Here is a 22,165-nt window from a genome sequence, read left to right as displayed (position 1 = left end):
CCGGCCGGGGTGGTGGAATGGCAGACACGGGGCACTCAAAATGCTCTGGCCGCAAGGCCGTGCGGGTTCGAGTCCCGCCCTCGGCACCGCACGACGGGCACGTCTCGCAGCGCGTGACACCCGTTGCCTGCCGGCGCGTGCGGCCACCGGCCCGAAACGTCCGCGAAACCTGCCCCCGGCTACGCTGTGACGCGTGACCAGCGAGCAGAGCACCGACGAGAGCACGACTCCCAAGCCCCGCCCGACGAAGGCCGCCCCGGCGGCCGAGGACGTGCCGGCTTCGGCACCCACCCCGGCTCCGGCGTCCGGCACCACCCGCATCCTCGTCGCCGAGGACGAGGCGCTGATCCGTCTCGACCTCGTCGAGATGCTCGGGGAGCAGGGCTACGAGGTCGTCGGCCAGGCCAGCAACGGCGAGCAGGCCGTGACGCTGGCCAAGGAGCTCGCGCCCGACCTCGTCATCATGGACGTCAAGATGCCGGTCCTCGACGGCCTCTCGGCCGCCGAGCAGCTGCACGAGACGAAGGCGTGCCCGGTCATCATGCTGACCGCCTTCTCCCAGACCGAGCTCGTCGAGCGGGCCCGGGACGCCGGTGTCATGGCCTACATCGTCAAGCCGTTCACGGCCGACGACCTGCGCCCGGCCATCGACATCGCCACGTCCCGCTGGCAGGAGCTCAAGGCCCTCGAGGCCGAGATCGCGGACCTCGGCGAGCGCCTCGAGACCCGCAAGCTCGTCGACCGCGCCAAGGGCGTGCTCATGTCCCAGCTCAAGCTGTCCGAGTCGGATGCGTTCCGGTGGATCCAGAAGACCGCGATGGACCGTCGCCTCGGGATGAAAGAGGTCGCCGAGGCCGTCATCAACGGCTTCCCGGCGTCGTGACGTCCTGACCGCCGCAGATCCTCCGTGCAGGCAGGTCACGACACGGTCACCGATCGCCGAGAGTCCGTGACCTTCCGAGGGGATGGGCCTAGTCTCCGTGTCAGCCCTCACACGAGGGAAGAGTGACATCAGGAGGACACCCGTGCGTTCCACCCTCAAGTTCGTCGTGCCGGTCGCGGTCGCGGCGCTGGCTCTCGGTGCCTGTGGCACCAAGGGCGGCGACACCACGGCCGGCAGCGGCGGGTCGGCCAAGGCGGCTTGCGACCAGAAGATCGGCATGTTCGGTGCCCTCACCGGGCCCAACGCCAACCTGGGCATCTACATCCAGAACGGCGTCAACCTGGCGCTCGACGACTACAACAAGAAGCACGCGGACTGCAAGGTCACCCTGGAGAACTACGACTCGCAGGGCGACCCGACGCAGGCGCCGGCGCTGGCCAAGAAGGCGATCGACGACAAGAAGGTCGTCGGCATCGTCGGTCCGGCCTTCTCCGGTGAGTCCAAGGCCGCCGACCCGGCCTTCAACGAGGCGGGCCTCGTCACCATCACGCCGTCGGCCACCAACCCCAAGCTGGCCGACAACGGCTGGAAGACCTTCTTCCGGGTGCTCGGCAACGACGCCACCCAGGGCCCGGCAGCGGCCAAGTACATCAAGGACACGCTCAAGGCCGCGAAGCCGTTCGTCATCGACGACGCCTCCGAGTACGGCAAGGGCCTGGCCGACATCGTGCGCCAGGACCTCGGCTCGGCCGTCGTCGGCAACGACACCATCCAGCAGAAGCAGACCGACTTCAGCGCCTCCGTCACCAAGGTGAAGTCCTCGGGCGCCGACGCGCTCTTCTTCGGCGGGTACTCGCCGGAGGCCGCGCCGCTCGTCAAGCAGCTGCGTGACGCCGGCTGGAAGGGCACGTTCGTCGCTGCGGACGGTGTCAAGGACCAGTCGTTCATCGACAACGCCGGTCCCGCGGCCGACGGCGCCGTCGTCACCTGCCCGTGCGTGCCTGCCGACATCGCGCCCGACTTCGCCAAGGCCTACAAGGCGAAGTACAACCAGGACCCCAACACCTACTCGGGTGAGGGCTACGACGCCGCGACGATCCTCCTCGACGGCATCGCGGCCGGGAAGAACCGCGAGACCATGGTCGACTTCGTCAAGTCCTACGACAAGAAGGGCGTCACGAAGCAGCTGAAGTTCGACGCCAAGGGCGAGTCCTCGGACATCAAGGTGTTCGCCTACAAGGTCTCGGGCGGCAAGTTCACGCCCGTGGGAGAGATCAAGTAGGACGGGCGCCATCGTCAGGGGGGCGGTCGGAGCACTATGCTCCGGCCGCCCTTCGTTCGGCTGATGCCCGACCTGTGACCCCTCCCCTCGCACCCGGCCCAGGAGGTCTTGGATGCAGTACCTGTTGGAAAACTTCTTCTCGCTGACCGTCACGGGCACGACGCTCGGCGCCGTCTACGCCCTCGTCGCCCTCGGCTACACCCTCGTCTACGGCGTGCTGCGACTGATCAACTTCGCGCACTCCGAGGTCTTCATGTACGGCACGTTCGCCTCGCTGTGGGTCGTCGTCCTCCTCGGCGGCAAGGGCGGCAGCAGCGTCGGCCAGGTGATCTTCTGGGTCGCCATGATGTTCGTCGCCGCGATGCTCGTCTCCGGGCTCATCGCGGTGCTGCTCGAGCGGGTGGCCTACCGCCCGCTGCGCAAACGCAACGCCCCGCCCCTCATCGCCCTGATCTCCGCCATCGGCGCCTCGTTCGTGCTCTCCGAGATCATGGGCCTGCGCCAGCAGATCACCGGGGTGTTCGGGCTCGACACACCGCTGCGCACCTACGTCGCGAACTCGCGCAACAACACCGGCATGCCCGAGATCATCTCGCCGCAGCCGGTGTTCACCCTGGGGGACTACCAGGTCACCAACGTCGACATCCTCGTCGTCGTCGGGGCGATCGCGATCATGGTGGTGCTCGACCAGTTCGTGAAGCGCTCGCGCCTCGGCCGCGGCATCCGCGCCGTCGCCATGGACCCCGAGTCCGCCGCGCTCATGGGCGTCAACCGCGACCGCGTCATCCAGGTGACCTTCCTCGTCGGCGGCGTCATGGCCGGAGCCGCGGCCGTCTTCTACATGCTGAAGATCGGCATCACCCGCTACGACGCCGGCTTCATCCTCGGCGTCAAGGCGTTCACGGCGGCCGTCCTCGGCGGCATCGGCAACCTGCGCGGTGCGCTGCTCGGTGGTTTCGTCCTCGGCCTCGCCGAGAACTACGGCTCCGCGCTGGTGGGCACCCAGTGGAAGGACGTCGTCGCGTTCGTCCTCCTCGTGCTCATCCTGCTCTTCCGGCCCACCGGCCTGCTCGGTGAGTCCCTCGGAAAGGCGCGCGCATGAGCACGACGACCGCCACCACCACGCCCCGCCGGCCCGGTTTCCGGCAGCGCGTCGACGGCCTGCCCAGGGGCGCCAAGATCGGCCTCTGGGTGCTCTTCGCGCTGTTCCTGTTCCTGCTGCCCATGCTCAACATCCCGATCATCACCACCGAGGGCTCGGACTTCGGCGGGGTGCTCTTCACCGTCGCCACGTACGTGCTCGTCGCCCTCGGCCTCAACATCGTCGTCGGCTACGCCGGCCTGCTCGACCTCGGCTACGTCGGCTTCTACGCGATCGGTGCCTACACCGTGGGCGTCCTGAGCGCCGAGCACGCGTCGCTGTCATGGGTCGTCGTCGTGCCGATCGCGATCGTCGTCGCGATGATCTCGGGCGTCATCCTCGGTGCGCCGACGCTGCGCGTGCGTGGTGACTACCTGGCCATCGTGACGCTCGGCTTCGGTGAGATCGTGCGCCTGACCCTGGTGAACTCGCAGTGGCTCGGCGGTGCCCAGGGCATCTCGGACATCCCGAAGCCCCCGGGCCTGGAGCTGTTCAAGGTGCCGAGCATCGACTGGAGCACCGGTGCCCCGGTCATCGACCTCGACACCACGTCGACGTTCCTCAAGTTCGGCATCACCGACTTCATCCCGTACTACTGGCTCGCGCTGGCGGTCATCGGCCTCGTGCTGCTGTTCGACGTCCTCGTCAAGGGCAGCCGCGTCGGCCGGGCCTGGGAGGCCACCCGTGAGGACGAGGACGCCGCAGAGCTCATGGGGGTGCCCACCTTCCGGTTCAAGCTGCTCGCCTTCGCCCTCGGCGCCGCCATCGGCGGCCTGTCGGGTGCGCTCTTCGCGACGAAGTCCGGCTTCATCAACCCGCAGAGCTTCGAGCTGCTGCTGTCGATCCTGTTCATCGCGGCGGTCGTCGTCGGCGGGGCGGGCAACCGGGTCGGCGTCATCCTCGGCGCCATCGTCGTCAGCTACTTCCCGGAGCGCTTCCGTGAGTTCGCCGACTACCGCGTCCTCGTCTTCGGTCTCGCGCTCATGCTGCTCGCGATCTTCCGTCCGCAGGGCATCCTGCCCCCACGGCGTACGATCCGGGCCAAGCGGGCCGACGAGAGAGAGCACGTCCTCGAGGAGGGAGAAGCCAGTGTCTGAGCCCACCAGCCCCGACGACGCCCGTGCCACGACCCGCGAGCCGACGCTCGAGGAGACGCACGAGGGGACGCACACGGTCGAGCCGGTGCAGGACGTGCAGCCGCTCGCCGACCCGGCCGACGAGGTCACCGAGATCAACCCCGACGTCGACATCGCGCCCGAGGACATCGGGCCGAGCGTGGCCGAGGGGGAGCGCCTCCTCGAGGTCGACGACGTGACCCTTCGCTTCGGCGGCGTCGTCGCCCTCAACGAGGTGAGCTTCCACATCAACAAGGGCGAGATCCTCGGCCTCATCGGACCGAACGGTGCCGGCAAGACGACGTGCTTCAACGTCATGACCGGCGTCTACCAGCCGACCTCCGGCGGCGTCCGGTTCCTCGGCGAGCCCCTGGGCAAGCGGAAGAAGTTCCAGATCACCAAGCTGGGCATCGCGCGCACCTTCCAGAACATCCGGCTGTTCGCGAACATGACGGCCCTCGAGAACGTGCTCGTCGGTGTCGATGCGCACCACTCGACCGGCGTCGGGTCCGCGATGTTCCGCCTCCCGCGGCACCGCCGCGAGGAGACCCAGGGCCACGCCCGGGCGATGGAGCTGCTCGAGTTCATGGGACTCGACGGCAAGGCGGACGAGCTGGCGCGCAACCTCCCGTACGGCGACCAGCGTCGTCTCGAGATCGCGCGCGCCCTCGCCACCAACCCGCAGCTGCTCTGCCTCGACGAGCCGGCCGCCGGCTTCAACCCGGCCGAGAAGGCCCGGCTCATGGAGCTCATCCGCACGATCCGCGACCAGGGCTACACCGTCCTGCTCATCGAGCACGACATGAAGCTGGTCATGGGCGTGACCGACCGGATCGTCGTGCTCGAGTTCGGCCGCAAGATCGCCGAGGGCTCGCCCGCGGAGATCCGCGACAACCCGGCGGTCATCGCCGCCTACCTGGGAGTGGATGAGGAAGATGCTTCTTGAGGTCAACGGCCTGTGCGTCAACTACGGGCGCATCGAGGCCATCCGCGACATCAGCTTCACCGTCGAGGAGGGTGAGATCGTCACCCTCATCGGCGCCAACGGCGCGGGCAAGACGACGACGATGAAGACGATCTCGGGCCTTCGCCCGGTGCGCGCCGGCTCGGTCGTCTTCGACGGCAAGGACATCACGTCGACGCCGTCGCACGAACGACCGGTTCTCGGCATCTCCCAGTCCCCCGAGGGTCGTGGCTGCTTCGTCGGCATGACGGTGATGGAGAACCTCGAGATGGGCACGTACGCGCGCCCGGACCGCAAGAGCAAGGCGGTCCGCGACGACCTCGACCGCGTCTTCGAGCTGTTCCCCCGGCTCAAGGAGCGCAGCAACCAGGCCGCCGGCTCGATGTCCGGTGGCGAGCAGCAGATGCTGGCGATGGGGCGCGCCCTCATGGCCAAGCCGAAGCTGCTGCTCCTCGACGAGCCGTCGATGGGCCTGGCGCCCAAGCTGATCCAGCAGATCTTCGACATCGTCACGGAGATCAACAGCCAGGGCACGACGGTCCTGCTCGTGGAGCAGAACGCGGCACAGGCGCTGAAGCGCTCGCACCGCGCCTACATCCTCGAGACCGGTGAGATCGTCCGCGAGGGCACCGGCAGCGAGCTGGCGGCCGACCCGGCCGTCAAGGCCGCCTACCTCGGCGGCTGACCCGGGCCCGTTCGGTCACCCTCCCGCCGGGGGCGTCACGCAGCGCGTGGCGCCCCCGACGGCCGTCCGGCGTCCGTCGTGCACCGACGCCCGGGGGGTGCCCTTCCGCCGGTGGTCCGTTGGCCGTAGTGTCTGCCGGGTGGCCTCGGGGAGGACCGGATGGCGATCGGAGGGACGATGGGGCGAGCGGGTGTGTCCGTGCGGAGGGTCGACGAGACGCTGCACTCGAGGTTCATCGAGCTGTGGATCGCCCACCGGATCGAGGGCGGCACGACGCCCGAGGCCGCCCAGCGCCTCGCTCTCGACGGCACGCTGCGACACGCGCTGCAGCGCGAGGACATCTGCGCCTTCATCGCGTTCACCGGTGACGAGGCCTCCGGGTACGTGGTTCTCGCCGACTCGACGCGCAGCCTCCTCGTCGACGCGCCCTGCGTGTCCATCGACATGCTCTTCGTCCTGCCGGAGCACCGACGCCAGGGCGTGGCGCGCGCGCTGCTGACGGCGGCGGCGCGGTACGCCGACCGACAGGGCGCCGAGCACCTCGCGAGCACCGTGCCCGCCGGCGACCGGGAGGCCAACCGGTTCTTCGCCCGTCTCGGCTTCGCCGCCGAGACCGTGCGTCGAGTGGCGACGTCGGCCACCGTCCAGCGCAAGCTCGCCGGCGAGCCGACACCGCGCTCGCAACGCGTCGGGCTCGAGCAGGTGCTCAGGCGCCGCCGCGACCTGCGACGCGAGCCCCACGGCCCCGGCCAGGCCCGGCACCCGCGGCACCGCGGCCCGCAGGTCGCGGGCTGATCACCCCGCGCCTGCGCGGGGGCGGCGGGTGGTCACGACCCCGGTGCGGCGTCGCGCAGCAGGCAGGTGATGCGGGAGGTGCACACGCGTCGCCCGCCGTCGTCGACGACGACGACCTCGTAGCTGACGAGCGTCCGCCCGGCGCTGAGGACGGTGGCGGTGCCGGTCACGACGCCGGAGCGCGCGGCCCGGTGGTGCGTGGCGTTGATGTCGAGGCCGACCGCGACGCGGCCGGGGCCCGCGTGCAGCGCCGCCCCGATGGAGCCCAGACTCTCGGCGAGGACGACGCTCGCGCCACCGTGGAGCAGCCCGTACGGCTGGGTGTTGCCGGCCACCGGCATCGTCGCCACGAGGCGTTCCGGGCTGGCCTCGACGACCTCGATGCCCATCCGCTCGAGGAGCGTGCCCGCCGCCATGTCGCGCATCACCTGGAGCGCCGTGTCGTGCGCGGTGTCGTGGGCGGTGTCGTGCGCTGCCGCGGGCGCGGTGTCGTGCGCTGCCGCGGACGCCGTGTCGTGCGCGGCCTCGCCGGCCGTCTCTGCGGGCGCCGGTGCGGCTGCCGAGGTGGCGAGGTCCTCGCCGGTGCTGGGGTCGGTCATGCCGGCGATCGTATGCCGCGTGCGGCGTCGGGGCGCCGTCGGCCACGACACCGTGCCCGGGGTCACGGCGTCGGTGCCCGCCACTAGGGTTGCCACCGTGAGCCGACTTCTCCTCCTCGACGGACACTCGCTGGCCTACCGCGCGTTCTTCGCGCTCCCGGCCGAGAACTTCTCGACGAGCACCGGCCAGCACACCAACGCCGTGTACGGCTTCACCTCGATGCTCATCAACATGCTGCGCGACGAGGAGCCGACGCACGTGGCGGTGGCCTTCGACAAGTCGCGCCAGACCTTCCGCACCGAGGAGTACGCCGAGTACAAGGCCGGCCGCGCCCGTACGCCCGACGAGTTCCAGGGGCAGCTGCCGCTCGTCAAGGAGGTCCTCGACGCGCTGCGCATCACCTACGTCGAGCTCGACGGCTACGAGGCCGACGACATCATCGCCACGATCGCGACCGCGGCGGGCGGCGAGGGTCTCGAGGTGCTCATCTGCTCCGGCGACCGCGACACGTTCCAGCTCGTCGACGACAACGTCACGATCCTCTACCCGGTCCGGGGCGTCTCCGAGGTGTGGCGCATGGGTCCGGCGCAGATCGAGGAGAAGTACGGGGTCCCGCCCACTCGGTACAGCGACCTCGCGGCGATGGTCGGCGAGAGCTCCGACAACCTTCCCGGTGTCCCGGGGGTCGGGCCCAAGACGGCCGCCAAGTGGATCACCCAGTTCGGCGACCTCGACGGCGTCGTCGCCGGGATCGACCAGATCAAGGGCAAGGCCGGCGAGTCGCTCCGCCAGCACCTCGACCAGGTGCTGCGCAACCGGCGCCTCAACCAGCTCGTCCGCGACGCCCCGGTCGGCGTCGGGGTCGCCGACCTCCAGCGCCACCAGTGGGCGCGCGAGGAGGTCCACGAGGTCTTCGACCGGCTCGAGTTCCGGGTCCTGCGCGACCGGCTCTTCGCCTCCGTGGAGGCGGCCGAGCCCGAGGCCGAGCAGGGCTTCGACGTCGAGGGCGTGCTGCTCGCGCCGGAGCAGGTCGCCGACTGGGTCGCCGCGCACCTGCCCGCCGGTCAGCGGGCCGGGCTGTCGGTGACCGGCACGTGGGCCCGCGGCACGGGGGACGCCACGGGTCTGGCGGTCGCCGCGCCGGACGGTTCGGCCGCCTGGATCGACCTGACGACGCTGCCCGACGAGGGCGAGACCTCCGTGGCCTCGTGGCTGGAGGACCCCGAGCGGCCCAAGGCGATGCACGACGCCAAGGGACCGATCGAGGCGCTGACCGCCAGGGGCTTCACGCTGGCGGGGCTCACGAGCGACACGCAGCTCGCGGCCTACCTCGTCAAGCCCGACCAGCGCACCTACCACCTCGACGACCTCGTCCTGCGCCAGCTCAAGCGCGAGCTGAGCGGCAGCGCGCCCGCCGAGGGGCAGGGCATGCTCGACTTCGGTGGTGACGCCGACGAGAAGGCCGCCGTGCAGGAGATGGTCCGCGCCACGGCGGTCCGCGACCTCGCCGCGGCTCTCGACGAACAGCTCGCGGCGACCGGCGGCACCGAGCTGCTCGCCGACATCGAGCTTCCCCTCATCGACGTGCTCGCCCGGATGGAGCGCACCGGCATCGCCGTCGACGCCCCGGGCCTCGACGCGCTCGAGACCGACTTCGCCGCCAAGGTTGCCCAGGCGCAGGAGGATGCGTGGGACGCCATCGGCGGCAACCGCATCAACCTCGGCTCGCCGAAGCAACTGCAGGAGGTGCTCTTCGGCGACCTCAACATGCCGAAGACCAAGAAGACCAAGACGGGCTACACGACCGACGCCGACGCGCTCGCCGACCTCTTCGCCAGGACCGAGCACCCGTTCCTCGAGGCGCTGCTGCGCCACCGCGACGCCGCGCGCCTGCGTGTCACCGTCGAGGGCCTGCAGAAGTCGGTGTCCGACGACGGCCGGATCCACACGACGTACCTGCAGACCATCGCCGCGACCGGGCGGCTGTCCTCCACCGAGCCGAACCTGCAGAACGTGCCGATCCGCACCGAGGAGGGTCGCCGCATCCGCGAGCTGTTCGTCGTCGGCGACGGCTACGAGGCGCTCATGTCGGCCGACTACTCCCAGATCGAGATGCGCGTCATGGCCCACCTGTCCGGTGACGCCGGGCTCATCGAGGCCTTCCGCACCGGTGAGGACCTGCACAAGTTCGTCGGGTCGCGGGTGTTCAACGTCGAGCCCGACGACGTCACGCCGGCGATGCGCTCGAAGGTCAAGGCCATGTCGTACGGGCTGGCCTACGGCCTGTCGGCGTACGGCTTGTCCAAGCAGCTGACGATCAGCACCGAGGAGGCCCGCGGCCTCATGGACGGCTACTTCGAGCGGTTCGGCGGGGTCAGCGCGTACCTGCGCGACGTCGTGGCCGAGGCCCGCGGAACGGGTTACACCGCAACGATGCTCGGGCGTCGTCGCTACCTTCCGGACCTCACGTCCGACAACCGGCAGCGTCGCGAGGCCGCCGAGCGCATGGCCCTCAACGCGCCGATCCAGGGCTCGGCCGCGGACATCATGAAGGTCGCGATGATCGGCGTCGACCGGGCGCTGGCGGCGGCGGGCGCGAGGTCCCGCATCCTGCTGCAGGTCCACGACGAGCTCGTCCTCGAGGTGGCGGCGGGGGAGCGCGACGACGTCGAGAAGCTCGTCCGCCACGAGATGGGCAACGCCGCACCGATGGACGTCCCGCTCGACGTCAACGTCGGGGTCGGCCGCTCCTGGCACGACGCGGCTCACTGACGCGGCGGCTGGGCTCGCGGGCCGACCCCGCCGGACCGGCGGCGGCCGCCGAGACGTCAGGAGCGTTCACAGACGAAGACGGCGGTGCCGGGCAGGACCCGACCGCGCAGGGGCGACCAACCGCCCCACGGCTCCTCGTGGCCGTCCGGCCACTCCGGCTCGACGACGTCGACCAGCCGCAGACCCGCCGCCGCGATCTCGCGGACGCGGTCGCCCAGGGTGCGGTGGTGCTCGACGTAGGTGGCCCGGCCCGAGGCGTCCTGCTCGACGTAGGGCGTCCGGTCGAAGTAGGACTGGATCGCGGTGAGCCCGCGCGGCCCGGGGTCGTCGGGGAAGGCCCAGCGGACCGGGTGCGTCGTGGAGAAGACGAAGCGCCCGCCAGGACGCAGGACGCGCGCCGTCTCGGCCATGACGACGTCGGAGTCGGCGACGAACGGCACGACCCCGTAGGCGGTGAACACCACGTCGAAGGACGCGTCGGCGAACGGCAGCGCGCGCCCGTCGCACTGGACGAACGGGACGCGCTCAGGGGCGTCCGGCGGGAGCGTGCCGTTGACACGCAGCCCCGTCGCGACCATGCCGGCCGACAGGTCGGTCGCGACGACGCGGGCTCCACGGGTCGCGAGCCACCGCGAGCACTGGCCCGAGCCGGCGCCGATCTCGAGCACGTCGCGACCGGCCGGGTCGCCGAGCAGCCCCGCATCCTCCTCGCGCAGCCGCTCCGGGCCCCAGACGAAGTCGGTGTCGCCGAGGAAGGCGCCGTGCTCGGCGTGGTAGCCGGGCGCCTCGGCGTCCCACCAGGTGCGGTTGGCGGTGGCGGTCTCGCCCGGGTCCGCGGCGCGGCGGGTGGCCTCGGTCGGGACGCCGCCGGGCGTGCTCATCGGGTGCTCCCTGTCTTTTGACCGGATGCTGACAGCGCCGATAGGATTGCCGGGCGCACACGACTGTGTGCGCTCAATGTTGAACCAGCCCACACGACCTCAGGCCCCCGAGCCCGGTGCTCACCGCCGCGAGGTCTCCAACGTAACTGTCCACAATCGGAGTTCCTACTACATGACTGCCAACACGGTCGAGAAGACCGCTCCTGAGGTCGCCATCAACGACATCGGCTCTCAGGAAGACATCCTTGCCGCGATCGACGCGACCATCAAGGACTTCAACGACGGCGACATTGTCGAGGGTCGCATCGTCAAGGTCGACCGGGACGAGGTCCTGCTCGACATCGGCTACAAGACCGAGGGCGTCATCCCCTCGCGCGAGCTGAGCATCAAGCACGACGTCGACCCGTCCGAGATCGTCGGCGTCGGCGACGAGGTCGAGGCGCTTGTCCTCCAGAAGGAGGACAAGGAGGGTCGCCTGATCCTGTCCAAGAAGCGCGCCCAGTACGAGCGCGCCTGGGGCACGATCGAGAAGATCAAGGAGGAGGACGGCGTCGTCACCGGCACCGTCATCGAGGTCGTCAAGGGTGGCCTCATCCTCGACATCGGCCTGCGCGGCTTCCTGCCGGCCTCCCTCGTCGAGATGCGCCGCGTCCGCGACCTCCAGCCCTACGTCGGCAAGGAGATCGAGGCCAAGATCATCGAGCTCGACAAGAACCGCAACAACGTGGTCCTGTCGCGCCGTGCGTGGCTCGAGCAGACGCAGTCCGAGGTGCGCACGACGTTCCTCAAGGAGCTCCAGAAGGGCCAGGTCCGTCAGGGCGTCGTGTCCTCCATCGTCAACTTCGGTGCGTTCGTGGACCTCGGCGGCGTCGACGGTCTCGTCCACGTGTCCGAGCTGTCGTGGAAGCACATCGACCACCCGTCCGAGGTCGTCGAGGTCGGCACCGAGGTCACCGTCGAGGTGCTCGACGTCGACATGGACCGCGAGCGTGTCTCCCTGTCGCTCAAGGCGACGCAGGAGGACCCGTGGCAGCACTTCGCCCGGACCCACGCGATCGGCCAGGTCGTCCCGGGCAAGGTCACCAAGCTCGTCCCGTTCGGCGCGTTCGTCCGCGTCGAGGACGGCATCGAGGGCCTCGTGCACATCTCCGAGCTCGCCGAGCGCCACGTCGAGCTGCCCGAGCAGGTCGTCAACGTCGGTGACGAGATCTTCGTCAAGGTCATCGACATCGACCTCGAGCGCCGTCGCATCTCGCTGTCGCTCAAGCAGGCCAACGACGAGTCGGTCCCGGTGTCGGAGTTCGACCCGACCCTCTACGGCATGGCCGCCGAGTACGACGAACAGGGCAACTACAAGTACCCCGAGGGCTTCGACCCGGAGACGAACGAGTGGCTCGAGGGCTTCGAGGCCCAGCGCGAGAAGTGGGAGCGGCAGTACGCCGAGGCCCACGCTCGCTGGGAGGCCCACAAGACGCAGGTCGAGGCCGCGCACAAGGCCGACGCCGAGGCTGCGTCCGGCGCCGGCACGTCGACGTCCTACTCGTCGGCGACCGGTGACCAGCACGGTGACGACCAGCGCAACGCGCCGGCTCCCGCCGAGGGCACCCTCGCCTCCGACGAGGCTCTCGCGGCGCTCCGCGAGAAGCTGACGGGCAACTGAGCCGACGCTCTGACGCCACCGACGCTGTCGCGTCGACGGGGCCCCGGACCACACGGTCCGGGGCCCCGTCGCATGTCCGTCGGCCGCCGGGGCAGCGGCACGGCGTCGGACCACGACCGTTCACCGTCCGGCCGAAAACCGGACGCGTCAAAGCCGCAATCCGTCGCCCCGCTTGGTTACGTTGACGGGGTGCAGTCACCGGCGACAGAGACACCGACCGAGCCGCGCGCACCGGCGGGTCCGCCCCAGCCGGTCGGACCGGCGCCGCGACGCTCGAGCGGCAGGGCGTGGGAGTGGACGCTGGCGGCGCTCCTGCTCCTGCCCAACCTCGTCCTCCTCGTCGTCTTCACCTACCGGCCGCTCCTCGACAACATCCGGCTCTCGTTCACCGACTGGAACATCAGCTCGCCGGTCGCCAACGGCGTGGGCCTGGCCAACTACGTCGAGTGGTTCGGCCGCGACGACACCCGCCTCATCCTGCGCAACACCGTCGTGTTCACGCTGGCGACCGTCGGCATCTCGATGGCGCTCGGGCTCGCCTTCGCCCTGCTGCTCGACCAGCGGCTCAAGGGCCGCAACGTCGTGCGCTCGGTCGTCTTCGCCCCGTTCGTCATCTCCGGGGCCGCCATCGGCATCGCCTTCCAGTTCGTCTTCGACCCGAACTACGGGCTGATCCGCGACCTGCTGGCCCGCTTCGGGGTCACCGTGCCCGACTTCTACCAGCAGCCCGGGTGGGCGCTGTTCATGGTGACCGTCACCTACATCTGGAAGAACCTCGGCTACACCTTCGTCATCTACCTCGCCGCCCTGCAGGGCCGGCGCGCGGACCTCGACGAGGCGGCCGAGATCGACGGCGCGTCGCCCTGGACGCACCTGCGTCGCGTCCTGCTGCCGCAGCTGCGGCCGACGACGTTCTTCCTGTCGATCACCGTGCTGCTCAACTCCGTCCAGGTCTTCGACATCATCAACGTCATGACCCGTGGAGGGCCCGCCGGCAACGGCACGACCACGCTCGTCTACCAGGTGTACCAGGAGACGTTCGTCAACCAGCGCGCCGGGTACGGCGCCACGGTAGCGACGGTCATGTTCCTCATCCTCCTCGCGATCACCGTCATCCAGGTCAGGGTCATGGACAGGGGGCGCACGCCATGAGCACGCCGGCGATCATCGGCACCGTCGACGACGACGAGGTGCGCCCGACACGGGGACTCGGCCGGCGAGGCCGCCGCCGGGAGGCGGCCCACGGCACCGAGACCTCGGCCCACCACCGCGGACCGCTCATGACCGCGCTCGGCTACGCCGGGATGGTGCTCGTCGTCCTCTTCATCGCGGTGCCGCTCTTCTGGATCCTCATCACCTCCTTCAAGGAGCGCGGTGACATCTACGTGCGTCCGGCGCAGTGGTGGCCCCGGCCGGCCACGAGCGCGAACTACCACGACGTCACGACGCGCATCCCGTTCTTCGACTACGTGCGCAACTCGGTCATCATCACCTCGGCCACCGCCGCGGCCAAGATCGTCCTCGGCGTGCTCAGCGCCTACGCCCTGTCCCTGCTGCGGTTCCCCGGACGCGGCGTCGTCTTCCTCGTCGTCATCGCGGCGCTCATGGTGCCGAACCAGATCACGGTCATCAGCAACTACGCCCTCGTTGCACAGCTCGGGTGGCGAAACACCTTCCAGGGCATCATCATCCCGCTCGCCGGGGTCGCCTTCGGCACCTTCCTCATGCGCAACCAGTTCCTCAGCCTGCCGGGGGAGATCATCGAGGCGGCCCGCCTCGACGGCGCCGGCCCGATGAAGCTGTTGTGGCGCGTCGTCATGCCGATGTCCTGGCCGACGCTCGTCGCCTTCTCACTCATCACCGTCGTCAACGAGTGGAACGAGTACCTCTGGCCGTTCCTCATGTCCGACGACGAGAGCACCGCACCGCTGCCGGTCGGCCTGACGTTCCTGCAGAACAACGACGGCGTCACCAACTGGGGCCCGGTCATGGCCGGCACCGTCCTCGCGATGCTGCCGATCCTCGTCCTGTTCCTCTTCCTCCAGCGGCAGATGATCAAGGGCCTCACCGCCGGCGCGGTCAAGAGCTGAGCGGTTCGGGCCGAGCCCGCACGGCCGGACACCGGCCCCACGGATCCCACACCACCACAGGGAAGGCACCTCACGAATGAACGAGTTCTCACGCGACCTGTCCCGGCGCGGCTTCCTCGGCATCGCCGGCATCGCCGGAGTCGCAGGTCTGGCCGCGTGCGCAGGGACCGGCACGGCTCCCTCGAGCGGCGGCAACGGCGGCGGCTCGAGCAACACCATCGAGTTCTGGAGCAACCATCCCGGAAACAGCAAGCCGGTCGAGCAGCAGATCATCGCGGCGTTCGAGAAGGCGCACGCCGGGCTCAAGGTCAAGCTCGTCGACGCCGGCAAGAACTACGAGGAGGTCGCGCAGAAGTTCAACGCCTCCCTCGCCGGCGGGCAGCTGCCCGACGTCGTCGTCGTCTCGGACGTGACGTGGTTCAACTTCGCCCTCAACAAGCAGCTCACGCCGCTCGACGACCTCCTGTCGGCGGCGAAGGTCGACACGTCCGACTACGTCGACTCGCTCTACAACGACTACAACCTCGACGACAAGCACTTCGCGTTGCCGTACTCGCGGTCGACGCCGCTCTTCTACTACAACAAGGACCTCTGGAAGGCGGCCGGTCTCGAGGACCGTGGGCCGAAGGACTGGGACGAGTTCCTCACGTGGGCACCGAAGCTCAAGGCCGCTGCCGGTTCGGACAAGATCGTCATGGAGCTGCCCGACGGCTCCAACTACCTCGACTGGGTCTTCCAGAACATCGTCTGGGACTACGGCGGGGCCTACTCGAAGGACTGGACGCCCACCTTCTCCGACCCCGGCACCGTCAAGGCGGGGCAGTACCTGCAGAACCTGGCCAAGCAGGGCTTCCTCAAGCTCTCGAAGGACCCGGCCCCGGACTTCACGGCCGGCATCGTCGCGTGCAGCATGATGTCGACCGGGTCGCTCGGCGGGGTTGCCAAGGACGCGAAGTTCGACGTCGGAACGGCCTTCCTGCCCGGTGACGGCAACTGCCCGACCGGTGGTGCGGGTGTCGGCATCCCGGCGACGATCTCCGACGCGCGCAAGAAGAACGCCCTGACGTTCATCGAGTTCCTCACGAACGCCCAGAACACCGTGACGTTCACGCAGGCGACCGGGTACATGCCGGTGCGCAAGTCCGCCGTGGAGCTGCCGGAGGAGAAGGCGTTCCTCGAGAAGAACCCGAACGCGAAGACGGCGATCGAGCAGCTGCCCAAGACCCGGTCGCAGGACAACGTGCGCGTGCTCCTGCCGGGTGGCGGCGCCCGCATCGGCAAGGCGCTGGACCAGGTCGTGCAGGGCCAGGACGTCGCGACGGTCTTCAAGGGCCTGGACACCGAGAGCCAGCAGGTCTTCGACACCCAGATCAAGAGCAAGCTCGGCGCCTGAGGCGTGGCGCCGGCGCCGCCGGGCCCCACCGTCGTCGGTGGGTGGTCCGGCGGCGCCGCACGCTCCTCATGCCGGCACGCCCCTGAACTCGAGAGACCCGAACCCGAGACACCGAAACACCCGAGACACCCGAGAGGCCGGTCATGGCAACCGTGTACTTCGACGAGGCGACTCGTCGGTTCAGCAAGGACGACGCCCCGGCGGTCGACGGCATCACGCTCGACATCGCCGACGGTGAGTTCCTCGTCCTCGTCGGCCCGTCCGGCTGCGGCAAGTCGACGACGCTGCGGATGCTCGCCGGCCTCGAGCCCGTCGACGGCGGTCGGGTCCTCGTCGACGGCCACGACCAGAAGGGCGTCCGCCCGCGGGACCGCGACATCGCGATGGTCTTCCAGAGCTACGCGCTCTACCCGAACATGACGGCGGCCCAGAACATGGCCTTCGCCCTCGACAACGCCAAGGTGAGCCGGGCCGAGACGAAGCAGCGCGTCGCCGAGGCGGCCAGGATCCTCGAGCTCGACACGCTCCTCGACCGCAAGCCGGGCCAGATGTCGGGCGGCCAGCGCCAGCGGGTGGCCATGGGCCGGGCCATCGTGCGCAACCCCAAGGTCTTCTGCATGGACGAGCCGCTGTCCAACCTCGACGCCAAGCTGCGCGTGTCGACCCGCTCGCAGATCGCCGGCCTGCAGCGCCGGCTCGGGATCACGACCGTGTACGTCACCCACGACCAGGTCGAGGCGATGACGATGGGCCACCGGGTCGCGGTGCTGCGCGACGGCCGGCTCCAGCAGGTCGACACCCCGGAGCGCCTCTACGACGCGCCGGTGAACACGTTCGTCGCCTCGTTCATCGGGTCGCCGGCCATCACCCTCGTCGAGACGTCGCTGCACGGGGCGAGCGCCGACGTCCTCGGTGTCCGGGTCCCGGTCGAGCGCAGCCTCGCCTCGCAGGCGCGGGAGAAGGTCGTCGTGGGGCTGCGTCCCGAGTCGTGGCACGTCGTCGAGGCCTCCGCGCGCGATGCCAACGGCGGGTCGGTCGGCCTCAACGTCGAGCTCGTCGAGGCGCTCGGCTCCGAGTCGTTCGTCTACGGGCGGCCGGTCGGTGCCGGCCCGGAGGCCACTCGCGTCACGGTGCGTCTCGACAAGCGAACCCATCTCGGCGTCGGGGACGTCGTCCACGTCGCCCCGAACCCTTCGGAGGTGCACCTCTTCGACGCGTCGACGGGCGAGCGGATCGGGCCGTGAGGTGACCGTGCGCCGAGGGCCGTGGCAGTCGGGCCGCTTCGACGTCGAGGGCCACCGCGGCGCCAAGGGCCTCGTCGTCGAGAACACCCTGGCGAGCTTCACGGCCGCCTTCGAGGCGGGTGTCTCGGGCGTGGAGCTCGACGTGCGGCTCACGGCCGACGGCGAGCTCGTGGTCTGGCACGACCCGGTGCTCCTGCCGGCCAAGTGCGTCGACACCGGCCCCGACGTCGTCGGCCGACGCGTCGGCGACCTCACCCTCGAGCAGCTGCGGACCGTCGACGTCGGCAGCCGGGCCCTGCCGGGCTTCCCCGGCCAGCGGACCGCCCCCGGTGCCCGCGTCTCGACGCTGCGGGAGGTCGTGGGCCACGGGCTCGAGCACGCACCGCAGGTGTGGTGGACGATCGAGCTCAAGGTCGACCCGAACGACCCCACGGAGGCGGCGCGACGCGACGAGCTGCTCGACGGCGTGCTCGACGTCGTCCACGACCTCGCCATCGACCGGCGGTGCTTCGTGCACTCGTTCAACTGGTCGGTCCTCGAGCGCGCCCGCGAGGTGGCCCCGGACGTCGCCCGGTCGGCCCTCGTCGAGTCCGGCGTCACCTGGGTGCCGGGCAGCCCGTGGACCGGTGGCGTCGACGTCGCGGCGCACGGCGAGGACGTCGCGGCCGGCGCCGCCGAGGTCGGCGCGGACGTCCTGTCGCCTGAGCACGTGCTCGTCGACGCGACGCTCGTCGCACGGGCCCACGACCTCGACCTGGCCGTGCTGCCCTGGACCGTCAACGACCCGGAGCACATCCGCGCCGTCGTCGCGGCGGGCGTCGACGGGCTCGTGTCGGACTACCCCGACCGTGCGCTCGCACTGGTGGCCGAGCGAACCTGAGCGCCGTCGGGCGAGGGACCGTGCCGACTGGTGCGGCACGGTCCCTCGCTCCCGTCCATGGGCCGGGCCCCGGACGGTCGCCGGGGCGTCCCGTGGGACACTCGGTCGTCGACAGGTCGCCGCTGTCGGCCCCGTTGGACGCGTGAGCGCAGCGAATGGGTGGGGACCCCTGACCCCACCCATTCGCTGGAACGCCGTTCCAGCGAAACTCATGATCCACACGAAGGGCGCAGATGTCAACAGACCGGGTCTACGACAACAGCTCCCGGGCGCAGGCGGCCCGAGCAACCCGGCGGCGCATCGTCGACGCCGCGCGGGGCATGCTCCTGGCCGACGGGTACCACGCGATGTCGGTCAGCCAGCTCGCCTCGACCGCCGGGGTCAGCGCCCAGACCGTCTACAACGCCATCGGCGGCAAGGCCGACGTCGTCAAAGCCGTCTACGACGTGCTCCTCGTCGGGGACGACGAGCCGGTTGCCATGCAGGACCGGCCGGAGTTCCGCGCCATGTCGGACGCGCCCGACCGCCAGGGTTTCGTCCGCGCGTACGCGGCCCTGTGCGCGACGATCTACGAGCGCGTGGGCCCGCTGCTCGGCGTCATCCTCGCCCAGGGCGCGGGCGGCGACACCGGCCTGCAGGCGTTCGTCGCGACGATCGACGCGGAGCGCCGGGCGGGCAACACGAACGCGCTCAACGCCCTCGAGGAGACCCACGGCCTACCCGGAGGCCTGGACCGCGAATGCTTCACCGACCTCGTGTGGACGTTGACGGCCCCCGAGATCTACGACCGGTTCGTCCGCCGCTGCGGGTGGACCCACGAGATGTACGCCGCCTGGCTGGCCGAGGCGCTCGTGGCCGTCTTCGACCGGGCCGGGACAGGAGGGCAGTGACCGATGCCGCGCCAGATCGCGACGAGCACGACCGTCGACCGTGAGGGGATGCTCGACTTCGTCCGTCCGCGCCACTCGATGGTCCTCGTGACCACGCGCTCGGACGGGCGCCCCCAGGCCTCGCCGGTCACCGGCGGGGTCGACGAGCGGGGGCGCATCGTCATCTCGACCTATCCCGAGCGGGCCAAGACGACCAACGCCCGGCGTCGCCCGGAGGTCACCGTCCTCGTGCTGTCCGACGACTTCGGGGGCGAGTGGATCCAGGTCGACGGTGACTGCGAGGTCATCGACGTGCCCGACTCCGTCGAGCCCCTCGTCGACTACTACCGCTCGGTCTCCGGCGAGCACCCGGACTGGGACGAGTACCGCCGGGCCATGCGCGACCAGGGCAAGTCGCTGCTGCGGGTCACCCCGACGCGGTGGGGGCCGGTCGCCAAGGGAGGCTTCCCCGCCCGCCTCGCCTGACCGGCCGGCCTGCGTAGGCTGGCCCCCGTGCTGCGCGTCGGGGTCACCGGAGGGATCGGGTCGGGCAAGTCGACGGTGTCACGGCGGCTCGGCGAGCTCGGCGCGCACGTCGTCGATGCCGATGCCGTGGCCCGCGAGGTCGTCCAGCCCGGACGGCCGACGCTCGAGGCGATCCGGCAGCGGTTCGGCGACGCCGTCGTCCGCGCCGACGGCACCCTCGACCGGGCGGGCCTGGCCGCCGTCGTCTTCGCCGACCCGGACGAGCTGGCTGCGCTCGACGCCATCACCGGCCCGGCGATCGTCCGACGTGTCGCGGCGTCGCGCGCGGACGCGCCGCCGGACGCGGTGTCCGTCTACGACATGCCCCTGCTCGTCGAGCGCGGCCTCTGGGTGCACGAGCACCTGTCCGTCGTCGTCGAGGCCGACGAGGAGACGCGCGTGCGACGGCTCGTCGAGCAGCGTGGGCTCGACGCCGACGACGTCCGGCGCCGCATGGCCGCGCAGGCCACCGACGAGCAGCGACGCGTCGCCGCGGACGTGCTCCTCGACAACACCGGGTCGCCCGAGGCACTGACCGGCGCCGTCGACCGGCTCTGGCACGAGCGCCTCCGGCCCTGGGCCGACAACCTCGCCGCCGGGCTGCGCAGCCGCCGCCCCGACCGTGGCGCCGTGGTCGAGCCGCGAGCCGACTGGGAGGCCCGGGGCGAGCGCGTCGTCGCGCGCCTCGCCGCCGCCCTGGCCGGCACCGGCGCCGTCACCGAGGTGTCGCACGTCGGGTCGACCTCCGTGGCCGGGCTCCTGGCCAAGGACGTCATCGACGTCCAGGTCGGTGTCCGGCACCTTCCCGACGCGGACGGCGAGGCCTTCGGGACGGCGTTGCGCGACGCCGGGTACGTCGTCGCCCACGGCATCGACGCCGACACCCCGCACCCCGCAGGAGCCGACGCGTCGGCCTGGGCCAAGCGCTTCGCCGGCGGGTGCGACCCGGGCCAGGTCGTGCAGGTCCACGTGCGCGAGCACGGCTCGCCGGGTTGGCGCTTCGCGCTGCTGTTCCGTGACTGGCTGCGCGCCGAGCCGGCCGAGCGCGACGCGTACGCCGCCGAGAAGCGCCGGCTCCTCGCGCTCGACGACGACACGTCGGCCTACGTCGATGCGAAGGAGCCGTGGTTCGAGGGCGCCTGGCACCGTGCCGAGGCGTGGGCCCGCCGCACCGGCTGGCGTCCCTGACCGGTCCCGGGGCCGGACGGGCGTGGGCCCGGTTGGGGGTGGGCTCGGGTGCGCGGAGGCGCCCTGCGGCATACACGGCGGGGTGTCCGTGTTGTCCACGGCATGCGTGGTGAGTACAAGGTCCCCGGTGGCAAGCTCGTCGCGGTCGACGTCGAGGAGGCGGGCGGCCGGCTCGCCTCGGTCAGCGTCTCCGGCGACTTCTTCCTCGAACCCGACGAGGCGCTGGGCGACATCAACGCGGCCCTGACCGGGCTTCCGGTCGACGCCGGCGTCGAGCGGCTGGCCTCGGCCGTGACGGCGGCCCTCGACGGGTCCGTGGCGCTCGTCGGGTTCACGCCCGAGGCCATCGGCATCGCCGTGCGCCGGGCCCTCGGCAAGGCCGCCGGGTGGGACGACCACGTCTTCGACGTCATCCCGCCGCGGGTGCTGCACCCAGCCCTGCACGTCGCGCTCGACGAGGTCATCGCCCACGAGGTCGCGAGCGGCGAGCGCCCGCCGACGCTGCGGTTCTGGGACTGGGACAGCCCGCTCGTCGTCATCGGCTCGTTCCAGTCGGTCCGCAACGAGGTCGACCCCGAGGGTGCCGCCCGGCACGGCATCGACGTCGTGCGGCGGGTCTCCGGCGGCGGCGCGATGTTCATGGAGCCGGGCAACTGCATCACGTACTCGCTCGTCGTGCCGAGCTCGCTCGTCGAGGGGCTCAGCTTCGAGCGGTCCTACTCCTTCCTCGACGAGTGGGTCATCGGTGCCCTCGAGGAGGTCGGGGTCAAGGCCCACTTCGTGCCGCTCAACGACATCGCCAGCGAGGCCGGCAAGATCGGCGGGGCCGCCCAGAAGCGGTTCGCCAACGGTGCGGTCCTGCACCACGTGACGATGTCCTACGACATCGACGCGGCCAAGATGCTGGAGGTGCTGCGCATCGGTCGCGAGAAGATGAGCGACAAGGGCCACCGCTCGGCCGACAAGCGCGTCGACCCCATGCGCCGCCAGACCGGGCTGTCGCGCGCGGCGATCCTCGACGCCTTCGCGGCGTCGTTCTCGCGCCGGTACCGCACGACGGCCTCGGACTACACCCAGGCCGAGCTCGCCGAGGCGCAGCGGCTCGTCGACGAGAAGTTCGCGACGCCGGAGTGGACCAACCGTGTGCCGTGACCGCGTGGACGTCGCGGCGGCCCGGGGTGTGGGCGCTGTCGGTCCC

At 70.7% G+C, this 22,165-nt stretch carries 20 protein-coding genes and 1 tRNA gene; 19 read left to right on the top strand and 2 right to left on the bottom strand.

Translation table 11 applies throughout. The features are described 5' to 3' along the window. Positions 1-3: 3 nt before the first annotated feature. The 8 genes from AC1VM9_RS18590 (at position 4) to AC1VM9_RS18555 (ending at position 6,865) form a co-directional block, all read left to right on the top strand. Positions 4-86 (top strand) — tRNA-Leu (locus AC1VM9_RS18590). A gap of 185 nt (positions 87-271) precedes the next feature. After that, the gene (locus AC1VM9_RS18585) at positions 272-883 is read left to right on the top strand and encodes an ANTAR domain-containing response regulator (protein ID WP_481340856.1); all 612 of its coding nucleotides are present in this window, start codon (positions 272-274) and stop codon (positions 881-883) included. 142 nt (positions 884-1,025) lie between these two features. After that, on the top strand, positions 1,026-2,165 hold the full coding sequence (locus tag AC1VM9_RS18580) for a branched-chain amino acid ABC transporter substrate-binding protein (protein WP_481346481.1): 1,140 nt from the start codon (positions 1,026-1,028) through the stop codon (positions 2,163-2,165). A gap of 112 nt (positions 2,166-2,277) precedes the next feature. Next, a complete protein-coding gene (locus tag AC1VM9_RS18575) occupies positions 2,278-3,267 on the top strand; it encodes a branched-chain amino acid ABC transporter permease (RefSeq protein ID WP_481340843.1) in 990 nt (329 codons plus the stop codon). Then, positions 3,264-4,403 carry a branched-chain amino acid ABC transporter permease gene (locus AC1VM9_RS18570; RefSeq protein WP_481346479.1) on the top strand — a complete coding sequence of 380 codons (1,140 nt, stop codon included), beginning with the start codon at positions 3,264-3,266 and terminating at the stop codon, positions 4,401-4,403. The genes AC1VM9_RS18575 and AC1VM9_RS18570 overlap by 4 nt, the downstream gene beginning before the upstream one ends. Further along, positions 4,396-5,367, top strand: coding sequence for an ABC transporter ATP-binding protein (locus tag AC1VM9_RS18565; RefSeq protein WP_483123668.1), 972 nt, complete (start codon positions 4,396-4,398; stop codon positions 5,365-5,367). The genes AC1VM9_RS18570 and AC1VM9_RS18565 overlap by 8 nt, the downstream gene beginning before the upstream one ends. Next, positions 5,357-6,070, top strand: a complete 714-nt coding sequence (locus tag AC1VM9_RS18560; RefSeq protein ID WP_481340857.1) for an ABC transporter ATP-binding protein — start codon at positions 5,357-5,359, stop codon at positions 6,068-6,070. Before AC1VM9_RS18565 ends, AC1VM9_RS18560 begins: the two co-directional genes overlap by 11 nt. 198 nt (positions 6,071-6,268) lie before the next feature. Then, complete coding sequence (locus tag AC1VM9_RS18555) at positions 6,269-6,865, top strand: GNAT family N-acetyltransferase (RefSeq protein ID WP_483123667.1); 597 nt, start codon at positions 6,269-6,271, stop codon at positions 6,863-6,865. 32 nt (positions 6,866-6,897) lie between these two features. On the opposite strand, the gene AC1VM9_RS18550 is transcribed toward AC1VM9_RS18555, so the two are convergent. Continuing rightward, the gene (locus AC1VM9_RS18550; protein WP_483124046.1) at positions 6,898-7,290 is read right to left on the bottom strand and encodes a PaaI family thioesterase; all 393 of its coding nucleotides are present in this window, start codon (positions 7,288-7,290) and stop codon (positions 6,898-6,900) included. A gap of 271 nt (positions 7,291-7,561) precedes the next feature. On the opposite strand from AC1VM9_RS18550, the gene polA reads away from it, so the two are divergent. Then, positions 7,562-10,237, top strand: a complete 2,676-nt coding sequence (polA, locus tag AC1VM9_RS18545; RefSeq protein WP_483123665.1) for a DNA polymerase I — start codon at positions 7,562-7,564, stop codon at positions 10,235-10,237. A 56-nt stretch (positions 10,238-10,293) separates the two neighbouring features. On the opposite strand, the gene AC1VM9_RS18540 is transcribed toward polA, so the two are convergent. Continuing rightward, entirely contained in the window at positions 10,294-11,118 is an 825-nt protein-coding gene (locus tag AC1VM9_RS18540) for a class I SAM-dependent methyltransferase (protein WP_481340848.1), read from the bottom strand. Between the two features lie 172 nt (positions 11,119-11,290). Here AC1VM9_RS18540 and rpsA point away from each other — a divergent pair, with 172 nt between their 5' ends. The 10 genes from rpsA (at position 11,291) to lplAB (ending at position 22,119) form a co-directional block, all read left to right on the top strand. Then, complete coding sequence (gene rpsA, locus AC1VM9_RS18535) at positions 11,291-12,778, top strand: 30S ribosomal protein S1 (protein ID WP_481346476.1); 1,488 nt, start codon at positions 11,291-11,293, stop codon at positions 12,776-12,778. Between the two features lie 189 nt (positions 12,779-12,967). Beyond that, complete coding sequence (locus tag AC1VM9_RS18530; RefSeq protein ID WP_481346475.1) at positions 12,968-13,930, top strand: carbohydrate ABC transporter permease; 963 nt, start codon at positions 12,968-12,970, stop codon at positions 13,928-13,930. Continuing rightward, complete coding sequence (locus tag AC1VM9_RS18525; protein ID WP_481346474.1) at positions 13,927-14,868, top strand: carbohydrate ABC transporter permease; 942 nt, start codon at positions 13,927-13,929, stop codon at positions 14,866-14,868. Before AC1VM9_RS18530 ends, AC1VM9_RS18525 begins: the two co-directional genes overlap by 4 nt. 76 nt (positions 14,869-14,944) lie before the next feature. Next, positions 14,945-16,261, top strand: coding sequence for an ABC transporter substrate-binding protein (locus tag AC1VM9_RS18520; protein ID WP_483123664.1), 1,317 nt, complete (start codon positions 14,945-14,947; stop codon positions 16,259-16,261). Positions 16,262-16,404: 143 nt separating this feature from the next. Next, positions 16,405-17,505: an ABC transporter ATP-binding protein gene (locus AC1VM9_RS18515; protein ID WP_483123662.1), complete on the top strand. Its 1,101-nt coding sequence runs from the start codon at positions 16,405-16,407 to the stop codon at positions 17,503-17,505. Between the two features lie 7 nt (positions 17,506-17,512). Beyond that, positions 17,513-18,385 carry a glycerophosphodiester phosphodiesterase family protein gene (locus AC1VM9_RS18510; protein WP_483123661.1) on the top strand — a complete coding sequence of 291 codons (873 nt, stop codon included), beginning with the start codon at positions 17,513-17,515 and terminating at the stop codon, positions 18,383-18,385. A gap of 233 nt (positions 18,386-18,618) precedes the next feature. Then, entirely contained in the window at positions 18,619-19,275 is a 657-nt protein-coding gene (locus AC1VM9_RS18505; protein ID WP_481347525.1) for a TetR/AcrR family transcriptional regulator, read from the top strand. 3 nt (positions 19,276-19,278) lie between these two features. Beyond that, the gene (locus AC1VM9_RS18500) at positions 19,279-19,740 is read left to right on the top strand and encodes a PPOX class F420-dependent oxidoreductase (protein ID WP_481343975.1); all 462 of its coding nucleotides are present in this window, start codon (positions 19,279-19,281) and stop codon (positions 19,738-19,740) included. A gap of 27 nt (positions 19,741-19,767) precedes the next feature. Then, positions 19,768-20,967, top strand: coding sequence for a dephospho-CoA kinase (gene coaE / locus AC1VM9_RS18495; RefSeq protein ID WP_483123660.1), 1,200 nt, complete (start codon positions 19,768-19,770; stop codon positions 20,965-20,967). Between the two features lie 102 nt (positions 20,968-21,069). After that, positions 21,070-22,119, top strand: coding sequence for a lipoate-protein ligase LplAB (gene lplAB, locus AC1VM9_RS18490; RefSeq protein WP_483123658.1), 1,050 nt, complete (start codon positions 21,070-21,072; stop codon positions 22,117-22,119). Positions 22,120-22,165: the final 46 nt, after the last annotated feature.

This window comes from Monashia sp. HAY1-11D (genome assembly GCF_056868035.1).
The sequence above is the reverse complement of the archived record's forward strand: the minus strand, read 5'-3'. Positions and strand labels throughout refer to the sequence as shown.

What these genes read in the sequence shown, in the direction of transcription:
- AC1VM9_RS18520 (WP_483123664.1), top strand. Translation starts at nt 14,945, where the DNA reads ATGAACGAGTTCTCACGCGACCTGTCCCGGCGCGGCTTCCTCGGCATC.
- AC1VM9_RS18505 (WP_481347525.1), top strand. Translation starts at nt 18,619, where the DNA reads ATGTCAACAGACCGGGTCTACGACAACAGCTCCCGGGCGCAGGCGGCC.
- AC1VM9_RS18540 (WP_481340848.1), bottom strand. Translation starts at nt 11,118, where the DNA reads ATGAGCACGCCCGGCGGCGTCCCGACCGAGGCCACCCGCCGCGCCGCG.
- rpsA (WP_481346476.1), top strand. Translation starts at nt 11,291, where the DNA reads ATGACTGCCAACACGGTCGAGAAGACCGCTCCTGAGGTCGCCATCAAC.
- AC1VM9_RS18500 (WP_481343975.1), top strand. Translation starts at nt 19,279, where the DNA reads ATGCCGCGCCAGATCGCGACGAGCACGACCGTCGACCGTGAGGGGATG.
- AC1VM9_RS18575 (WP_481340843.1), top strand. Translation starts at nt 2,278, where the DNA reads ATGCAGTACCTGTTGGAAAACTTCTTCTCGCTGACCGTCACGGGCACG.
- lplAB (WP_483123658.1), top strand. Translation starts at nt 21,070, where the DNA reads ATGCGTGGTGAGTACAAGGTCCCCGGTGGCAAGCTCGTCGCGGTCGAC.
- AC1VM9_RS18560 (WP_481340857.1), top strand. Translation starts at nt 5,357, where the DNA reads ATGCTTCTTGAGGTCAACGGCCTGTGCGTCAACTACGGGCGCATCGAG.
- AC1VM9_RS18570 (WP_481346479.1), top strand. Translation starts at nt 3,264, where the DNA reads ATGAGCACGACGACCGCCACCACCACGCCCCGCCGGCCCGGTTTCCGG.
- AC1VM9_RS18525 (WP_481346474.1), top strand. Translation starts at nt 13,927, where the DNA reads ATGAGCACGCCGGCGATCATCGGCACCGTCGACGACGACGAGGTGCGC.
- AC1VM9_RS18550 (WP_483124046.1), bottom strand. Translation starts at nt 7,290, where the DNA reads ATGCGCGACATGGCGGCGGGCACGCTCCTCGAGCGGATGGGCATCGAG.
- AC1VM9_RS18515 (WP_483123662.1), top strand. Translation starts at nt 16,405, where the DNA reads ATGGCAACCGTGTACTTCGACGAGGCGACTCGTCGGTTCAGCAAGGAC.